Below are 8,233 nucleotides of genomic sequence, written 5' to 3'. Positions count from 1 at the left end.
TGGACGCTCGACGGCGGCCGGGCCGACCACCGGCTCGACTGGCAGGGCGCCCGCTACCGCTACGCCGTCGAGGTGTACGTGCCGAGCACGGGCCAGATCGAGACCAACGTGGTGACCGACCCCTACTCGGTGGGCCTCACGCTGAACTCGACGCACTCGGTCGCGCTCGACCTCGACGCCAGGGCGTGGCAGCCCAGGGTCTGGCGGAACACGCCCGCGCCGCGCGTGGAGCGTGCTGTGGACCAGACCATCTACGAGCTCCACGTGCGTGACTTCTCCAGCTCCGACGAGACCGTGCCCGCGCGCTTGCGCGGCACCTACGGCGCGTTCGGGGTGAAGGGCTCCGACGGCATGAAGCACCTGCGCTCGCTCGCCGACGCAGGGCTGACCACCGTGCACCTGCTGCCCACCTTCGACATCGCGACGATCCCCGAGGACCGCGCCGACCAGGCCACGACCGGCGACCTGTCCGGGTTCGCGCCCGACGGCACGGAGCAGCAGGCCGCCGTCGGCGAGGTGCAGGGGAGCGATGCCTTCAACTGGGGCTACGACCCGTACCACTTCATGGCCCCGGAGGGCTCCTACGCGGTCGAGGCCGACGGTGGCGCCCGCGTGGCCGAGTTCCGCTCGATGGTCGGCAACCTGCACGGCGCCGGGCTGCAGGTGGTGCTCGACCAGGTCTTCAACCACACCGCGGCGTCGGGTCAGGACCCCAAGTCGGTGCTGGACCGCGTGGTGCCGGGCTACTACCACCGGCAGAACGCGACCTCGGGCGCCGTCGAGACCAGCACCTGCTGCCAGAACGTCGCCACCGAGCACGACATGGCGAGCAGGCTGATGGTGGACTCCGTGGTCACCTGGGCCCGCGACTACCACGTGGACGGGTTCCGGTTCGACCTGATGGGGCACCACTCCCGCGCGAACATGGAGGCCGTCCGGGCGGGGCTCGACGCGCTCACCCTGCGCCGGGACGACATCGACGGCAAGAGCGTGTACCTGTACGGCGAGGGCTGGGACTTCGGCGAGGTCGCGGGCAACGCCCGGTTCGAGCAGGCCACGCAGGGCCAGCTCGGCGGCACCGGCATCGGCACCTTCAGCGACCGCCTGCGCGACGCCGTCCACGGCGGCTCGCCGGTCGACGGGTCGTCTCTGTTCACGCAGGGCTTCGGCACCGGCCTGTTCACCGACCCGAACGGGCGGGACGCGCGGCTGGAGGACCCGGCGTCGGTCAACGACGGCGGCGACGACGAGGCGGCGGACCTGGCCCACCAGACCGACCTGGTCAAGCTCGGGCTGGCCGGCAACCTGCGGTCCTTCGAGGTCACGACCGCGTCGGGGGAGCAGGTCCGGGGCGACGAGCTCGACTACCGGGGTGCGCCCGCGGGATACGCGGACTCGCCGGAGGAGGTCGTCACGTACGTCGACGCCCACGACAACGAGACACTGTTCGACCTGCTGACGCTCAAGCTGCCGGCGGGCACGCCGATGGCCGACCGCGTCCGGATGAACACGGTCTCGCTGGCCACGGCGGCGCTGTCGCAGTCGCCGTCGTTCTGGCACGCGGGCACCGACCTGCTGCGCTCCAAGTCCCTGGACCGCAACTCGTTCGACTCCGGCGACTGGTTCAACACCATCGACTGGTCGGGCCAGGACAACGGGTTCGGGCGCGGACTGCCGATGGCGGCCGACAACGAGGACAAGTGGCCGTACCAGCGGCCCCTGCTCGCCGACGCCGCGCTCAAGCCGGACGCCGACGACATCGGGTTCTCCGCCGCCCAGGCGCGCGAGCTGCTGGAGCTGCGGCACTCGACCGAGCTGTTCCGGCTGGGCTCGGCCGACCTGATCGAGCAGAAGGTGACGTTCCCGGGTTCCGGGCCGGACGCCGTCCCCGGCGTCATCACGATGTCGATCGACGACCGGGCGGGCCGGACCGACGTCGACCGCAAGCTGGACGGCGTGCTCGTGGTGTTCAACGCGTCGCCGGACGAGGCCACGGTCGAGGCGCCGGAGCTGGCCGGCCGCGACTACGCGCTGTCGCCCGTCCAGGCGCACGGGGCGGACCCGGTGGTGCGGGACACCACGTGGAACCGCGCCGCCGGCACGGTCACGGTCCCGCCCCGCACGGTCGCGGTCCTGACGGACCCCCGCGGCTGAGCGGCGGCTCACCAGGCGGGCGGCGGCCGTAACTCGTGGAGTTACGGCCACCGCCCGCCTGCTGAGTACCCGCTCAGGTGTCTCCCCTGAACAGTGACGGGTGACAGCGCTGACAACTGTTCGGCGGTGGACCTTGACTCGGGCCCGCCGGGGGTGAATCGTGTGCGTCAGTTGGCCCGGCGGTGTTGCCGGGTTCGCACGACGCAAGGGAGCTTCATGCGCACGGCACGATTCCTCATCGCACCCGTCGCGGCAGCGGCACTCGCGCTCTCGCTCGGTGCCTGCGGCTCCGGCGGGGGCGGCTCCGACGCCTCCACGATCAAGGTCGCCTACCAGAAGTTCGGCAACTTCACGCAGGCGGACGAGCTGTTCAAGGACGTCAAGGCCGACTACGAGAAGGCCAACCCCGACATCACCGTCGAGCTCGTGCCGATCGAGGCGCAGCAGAACGACTACTTCACCAAGCTCGCCCTCATGAACCGGTCACCCAGTACCGCCCCGGACGTGATGTACGAGGACACGTACATGATCAAGTCCGACGTCGAGGCCGGTTACCTGGCTCCGCTCGACGACTACCTCGCGGAGTGGGACGAGTGGGACCAGTTCGTCGACAGCGCCAAGGAGGCCGGCGCGGGCGACGACGGCAAGACCTACGGCGTGTCCATGGGTACCGACACGCGCGGCCTGTGGTTCAACAAGGACGTGCTCGCCAAGGCGGGCCTGCCCGAGGACTGGGCGCCCAAGTCGTGGGACGAGCTGCTGGAGGCCGCCCGGGCGATCAAGGAGTCGGACCCGGACGTGGTCCCGTTCAACATGTACTCCGGCAAGCCGCAGGGTGAGGCCGCCGTGATGCAGGGCTTCGAGATGCTCCTGTACGGCACTGGCGACACCCTCTACGAGGACGGCAAGTGGGTGCTGGGCTCGCAGGGCTTCGTCGACAGCCTCGACTTCATCACCACCGTGTTCACCGAGGGCCTGGCGCCGACGCCGCAGCAGGCGCTCGACACCAACATCGGCAACACGGTGCAGGCCGAGTGGCTGCCCGAGGGCAAGGTCGGCATCGCGCTCGACGGCTCCTGGGTGGCGGGCAACTGGCTCGAGTCCGGCGTCGCGCCGTGGCCCGAGTGGTCCGAGAAGATGGGCACCGCGCCCATGCCCACGCAGGACGGCGCCGCGCCCGGCGCGGTCAGCATGTCGGGCGGCTGGACCCTCGCGATGGGCTCCGGCTCCAAGAACCCGGACGCCGCGTTCGAGTTCATCTCCATGGCGCTGGACCGCGAGAACTCCCTGTGGTTCGACGTCGCGAACAGCCAGATCGCCGTCCGTACCGACGTCGCCGAGGACCCGGAGTACACCAAGACGAACCCCACCACGGAGTTCTTCACGGGACTGGTCGACGTGACCAACTTCCGGCCCGCGACGTCCGACTACCCGAAGGTCTCCAACGAGATCATGGTCGCGATGGAGGCCGTGATGACCGGCCAGCAGACGCCGGAGGAGGCGGCCGCCGCCTACGACGAAGCGGTGATCGGCATCGTCGGCGAAGAGAACACGGTCCAGGGCTGACCTGATGGCCGTCACGTCCCGCGGCGTGGCGCGAGTGGTTCCGCTCGCGCCCGCCGTCGTCCTGCTCGCCCTGTTCATGCTGGGCCCCGTGGTCTGGTCGTTCTACGGCTCGTTCACCAACGCCGCCCTGACCGGGCCCGCTGCCCTGAGCCCGGAGTGGATCGGGTTCGACAACTACGCGGCGCTGGTCGGCGACCCCGACTTCCCCAAGTCGCTGTGGCTGACCGTCGTGTTCGTGTTCCTGTCCGCCGTCGTCGGGCAGAACGTGATGGGCATCCTGCTCGCCGGCCTGCTCCGGTCGGCGGTCAAGCCGGTGCGCTCGATCGCCTCGACCGTCGTCGTCGCCGCGTGGGTGCTGCCCGAGATCGTCGCGGCGTTCGCCGCATACGCGTTCTTCCACTCGGAGGGAACGCTCAACACGCTGCTCGGCGGCATCGGCATCACGGGGCCGGACTGGCTCTACTCCACCCCGATGCTCGCGGTGATCCTCGCCAACATCTGGCGCGGCACCGCCTTCTCGATGATGGTCTACTCGGCCGCCCTCGCGGAGGTGCCGCCGGAGCTCACTGAGGCCGCCCAGCTCGACGGCGCCAACGGGCTGCAGCGGCTCACCTGGGTGACCCTGCCGGTGATCCGGCGCAGCATCTCGACCAACCTGATGCTGACCACGCTGCAGACGCTGTCGGTGTTCACGCTCATCTACGTGATGACCGGCGGTGGGCCCGGCACGGACAGCTCGACCCTGCCGATCCTGGCCTACCAGGAGGCGTTCAAGTTCGCGCAGGTCGGCTACGGCACGGCCATCGCGACCGTGATGATCATCGTGGGCGGGATCTTCTCCGTGATCTACATCCGCGCGCTCCGACCGGAGGTGGACTGATGACGGACACCCTGACGAGGCCCGCGGCGCCCGCCCGGAGCGGGCTCGGCACGCTGGCCGCGCCCCGCGGTACGGCCACGAAGGTGGCCGCCAACGTGGTGCTGCTCGTGATCGCCCTGTGCTTCGTGCTCCCGATGGCGTGGGTCCTCGTCGCGTCGTTCGACGCGGAGGCGACGCTCTCCTTCGGGCTGCCCGACGCCGTGACCACCGCGAACTTCGCGGCGATCATGACCCCGGAGCTCACCTGGCTGCCGTTGTGGAACGCGTTCGTGCTGTCCGCGGGGTCGGGTGCGATCACGGTGGTGGTCGCGGTGCTCGCGGCGTACCCGCTGTCGCGGTACCGGATGCGGTTCGGGAAGTACTTCCTGTACTCGGTGCTGTTCGGTACCTGCCTGCCGATCACGGCGATCATGGTCCCGGTGTACGCGCTGTTCGTGCAGCTCAACCTGCTCGACTCGCTGCCCGGAACCATCTTCTTCATGGCGGCGACGTCGTTGCCCATGGCGATCTGGATGACCAAGAACTTCATGGACTCGGTGCCGATCTCGCTGGAGGAGGCCGCCTGGACCGAGGGCGCCTCCGCCATGCAGGCCCTGCGCCGGGTGGTGCTGCCGCTCATGCGTCCCGGCATCGCCGTGGTGTTCATCTTCGTGTTCGTGCAGGCGTGGGGGAACTTCTTCGTCCCGTTCGTGCTGCTGCTCTCCCCGGAGAAGCAGCCGGCGGCCGTGAGCATCTTCGCGTTCTTCGGGCAGTACGGGTCGGTCGCCTACGGGCAGCTCGCCGCGTACTCGCTGCTCTACGCCGTCCCGGTGCTCGGCCTGTACGTGCTGGTCACCCGCATCTCGGGCTCGGCCTTCGCCCTGGCGGGCGCGGTCAAGGGCTGAGGCGCTGGCCCGGGTAGGCCCGCCCGGGTGGTCGGCAGAATGTCAGGTGGTCGGCAGCCCGAGCTGCCGACCACCTGACATTCTGCCGACCACCCGGCTGCGCCAACCGGTTCCTTCAGCGGAAGACCACCGTGCGGCGACCGTCCATCAGGACCCGGCGCTCCGCGTGCCAGCGCACCGCGCGGGCCAGTGTGCGGCGCTCGACGTCCTCGCCGATACCCACCAGGTCCTCGACGGTGCGGGAGTGGTCCACGCGCTCGACGTCCTGCTCGATGATCGGGCCCTCGTCGAGGTCGCCGGTCACGTAGTGCGACGTGGCGCCGATGATCTTGACGCCGCGGTCGTGCGCCTGCCGGTACGGGCCGGCGCCCTTGAACGACGGCAGGAACGAGTGGTGGATGTTGATGATCTGCCCGCTGAGGTCGCGGCAGAGGTCGTCGGACAGGATCTGCATGTACCGGGCCAGCACGACGAGCTCGGCGTCGGTCTCCTTGACCAGGCCGCGCAGCGTCGCCTCCGCCTCGGCCTTGGTGTCCTTGGTGACGGGCACGTGGTGGAACGGCTTGCCGTAGAAGGCGGCGATGTCCTCCAGGTCGCGGTGGTTGCCCACCACGCCGACGACGTCGATCGGCATGCGCTGCGACCGCTCGCGGTAGAGCAGGTCGACCAGGCAGTGCGCCGCCTTGGAGACCATGAGCAGCGTGCGGATGCGGCGGCCGACGACGTCGAGCGCCCATGTCATCCGGAACGCGCCCGCCACCTGCGTCATCGCCGCGGTGAGCTCGTCGCGCGACGCGGCGGACTCCACCTGCACGCGCATGAAGAACAGGCCCGACGCCGGGTCGCCGAACTGCTGCGACTCCGTGATGTTGCCGCCGTGCTCCGCGAGCATGCCCGCCACCGCGTGCACGATGCCCGGCTGGTCCGGGCAGGACAGGGTGAGGATCCAGTGGGTGGCTGCGCTCGCGTCGTTCACGCGGTCAGGCTAACCCCCTACGGCCTGCGGCAGCCCGCCCTGTCCGAGCTCGCGGCGCATCACCCAGCGCCGTCGGCCACCGCTCACCCCGCCGGTCTCGGCCGCGCGGGTGAAGCCCGCCGCCTCGAACATCCGCACAGTGCCCACGTAACCGCTGATCACGTCGACACGCTCGGCGCCGACGTCGACCGGGTAGCCCTCGATCACCTCGGCCCCGTGCTCCCGCGCGTGCTCCACGGCGCCCGCCAGCAGGTGGTGCATGAGCCCCCGCTTCCGGAACCCCGCCCGCACGACGAAGCACACCGCCGACCAGGCCTCCCGTTCGTCGACGAACGGGATGGTGCGGCTGTTCATCAGCCGCCGGTAGGTGGACCGCGGCGCGATGGAGCACCAGCCGGCCACGACGTCGTCCACGTACACGAGCACGCCCGGGCCGGGCTCGGTCGCGCACTCGTCCCGCATGTAGCCGGGGCGGTCCTCCTGTGCCACGCGGCTGTCCCGGTAGGCCATGCACCAGCAGCCCTTGCCGCCCGGCTTCTTGACGCCCACCACCTCGTAGAAGTCGTCGTACCGCCCCACGGCGGGCCGTACCTCGATGCGTTCCATGCCCCGAACCTACGCGGAGCCACCGACATGCCCGACCGGACCGTGGTCGTCGTCGACTCTGGCGTGTCACCTCTGACACGATGGACCCATGAGCAACTCCACCACGACGATCGCCCTGGTCGAGGACGACCATGCGGGCGAGCTCCTCACGCTGCGCCGCGCCGCGTTCGTCACCGAGGCCCAGCTGTACGACGACCCGCACATCCCGCCGCTGACCCAGACGCTCGCGGAGCTCCGGGAGGACCTCGCACGGGATGACGTGGTGACGATCGGCGCGTGGGAGGGCCACCGGATGATCGGCTCGGTGCGCGTCGAGATCGAGGGCGAGAAGGCCACCCTCGGCCGCCTGGCCGTGGCCCCGGACAAGCAGGCCCGTGGCATCGGCACCGAGATGCTGTTCGCCGTGCTCCCGTACCTGCCGGAGCAGACCACGGAGATCTGGGTCTTCACCGGCAAGGACTCCAAGCAGAACCTCGCGCTGTACACCAAGCACGGGTACGAGGAGCAGTACGACAAGGCCGCGGGCGACCTGACCTACACCTACCTGCGCCGCGTGCTCGGCGCCGCGGGCGCACAGCCCGTGCCGCAGGAGAAGTAGGTCAGAAGCCCCACGCGTGGAAGGACTCGATCTCCATCCACGCGTCGAACCGCGGGTTCTCGCGGTTCGGGTACGGCTTGCCGCCGTAGTGGACCGAGAGCCGGTCGATGCCCGCGAGGCCCTCGTCGGGCGTGATGGTCACGCGGCCCTGGAGGCTGACGTGCCGGTACCAGCTCTCGCCGTCGAGCACCGTGAGCGAGACCCGCGGGTCCGCCCGCAGGTGCTCCAGGCGCTTGCGGGTGCCGTCGAGGTTCAGCAGCACGCGCCCGTCCTCGTACAGGTACCAGGTGGCGACCGACACGGGCGCGCCGTCGGGCCGGACGGTCGCCATGACGGCGTGGTTCGGGCGCTCGAGCATGGTCGCGATGTGCTCGGGGACCGGGGGCTTGGTCACTGTGTGCTCCTTCGACGTCGGGTGTCCGCCGCAGCCAATCAGGTATCGCGCCCCGGGCCAAGTGCGTCGAGCGACCGGAGCAGCGCGTCGCGCCGGCCGTGGCTGTGGTCGGCGCGGTCCAGGGACCGGCCCACGGCACGGATCCCGGCCGCGGCGACTGGCCCCGGCGGGAACG

Annotated in this window: 8 protein-coding genes; 5 read left to right on the top strand and 3 right to left on the bottom strand. The window is 70.4% G+C overall.

What is annotated here, in order from left to right; translation table 11 throughout:
- The 4 genes from pulA to PROKR_RS23770 all read left to right on the top strand — a co-directional run.
- Positions 1-2,154 (top strand): pullulanase-type alpha-1,6-glucosidase (gene pulA, locus PROKR_RS23785; RefSeq protein WP_036968519.1); only part of this gene is annotated, 2,154 nt, incomplete at its 5' end.
- A gap of 216 nt (positions 2,155-2,370) precedes the next feature.
- A complete protein-coding gene (locus tag PROKR_RS23780) occupies positions 2,371-3,720 on the top strand; it encodes an extracellular solute-binding protein (RefSeq protein ID WP_036968516.1) in 1,350 nt (449 codons plus the stop codon).
- A 4-nt stretch (positions 3,721-3,724) separates the two neighbouring features.
- The gene (locus PROKR_RS23775; protein WP_036968513.1) at positions 3,725-4,600 is read left to right on the top strand and encodes a carbohydrate ABC transporter permease; all 876 of its coding nucleotides are present in this window, start codon (positions 3,725-3,727) and stop codon (positions 4,598-4,600) included.
- Positions 4,600-5,484, top strand: a complete 885-nt coding sequence (locus PROKR_RS23770; RefSeq protein ID WP_051433290.1) for a carbohydrate ABC transporter permease — start codon at positions 4,600-4,602, stop codon at positions 5,482-5,484. Before PROKR_RS23775 ends, PROKR_RS23770 begins: the two co-directional genes overlap by 1 nt.
- A gap of 115 nt (positions 5,485-5,599) precedes the next feature.
- On the opposite strand, the gene purU is transcribed toward PROKR_RS23770, so the two are convergent.
- The gene (gene purU, locus PROKR_RS23765) at positions 5,600-6,460 is read right to left on the bottom strand and encodes a formyltetrahydrofolate deformylase (protein ID WP_036968510.1); all 861 of its coding nucleotides are present in this window, start codon (positions 6,458-6,460) and stop codon (positions 5,600-5,602) included.
- Positions 6,461-6,469: 9 nt separating this feature from the next.
- On the bottom strand, positions 6,470-7,066 hold the full coding sequence (locus PROKR_RS23760; protein WP_036968507.1) for a GNAT family N-acetyltransferase: 597 nt from the start codon (positions 7,064-7,066) through the stop codon (positions 6,470-6,472).
- Between the two features lie 88 nt (positions 7,067-7,154).
- On the opposite strand from PROKR_RS23760, the gene PROKR_RS23755 reads away from it, so the two are divergent.
- Entirely contained in the window at positions 7,155-7,664 is a 510-nt protein-coding gene (locus tag PROKR_RS23755) for a GNAT family N-acetyltransferase (RefSeq protein WP_036968504.1), read from the top strand.
- Position 7,665: 1 nt separating this feature from the next.
- Here PROKR_RS23755 and PROKR_RS23750 read toward each other — a convergent pair whose 3' ends face one another.
- A complete protein-coding gene (locus PROKR_RS23750; protein WP_036968501.1) occupies positions 7,666-8,058 on the bottom strand; it encodes a PPOX class F420-dependent oxidoreductase in 393 nt (130 codons plus the stop codon).
- Positions 8,059-8,233: the final 175 nt, after the last annotated feature.

It is taken from the genome of Promicromonospora kroppenstedtii DSM 19349 (genome assembly GCF_000515355.1).
Classification (GTDB): domain Bacteria; phylum Actinomycetota; class Actinomycetes; order Actinomycetales; family Cellulomonadaceae; genus Promicromonospora; species Promicromonospora kroppenstedtii.
This window is presented reverse-complemented; position numbering and strand designations above follow the sequence as displayed.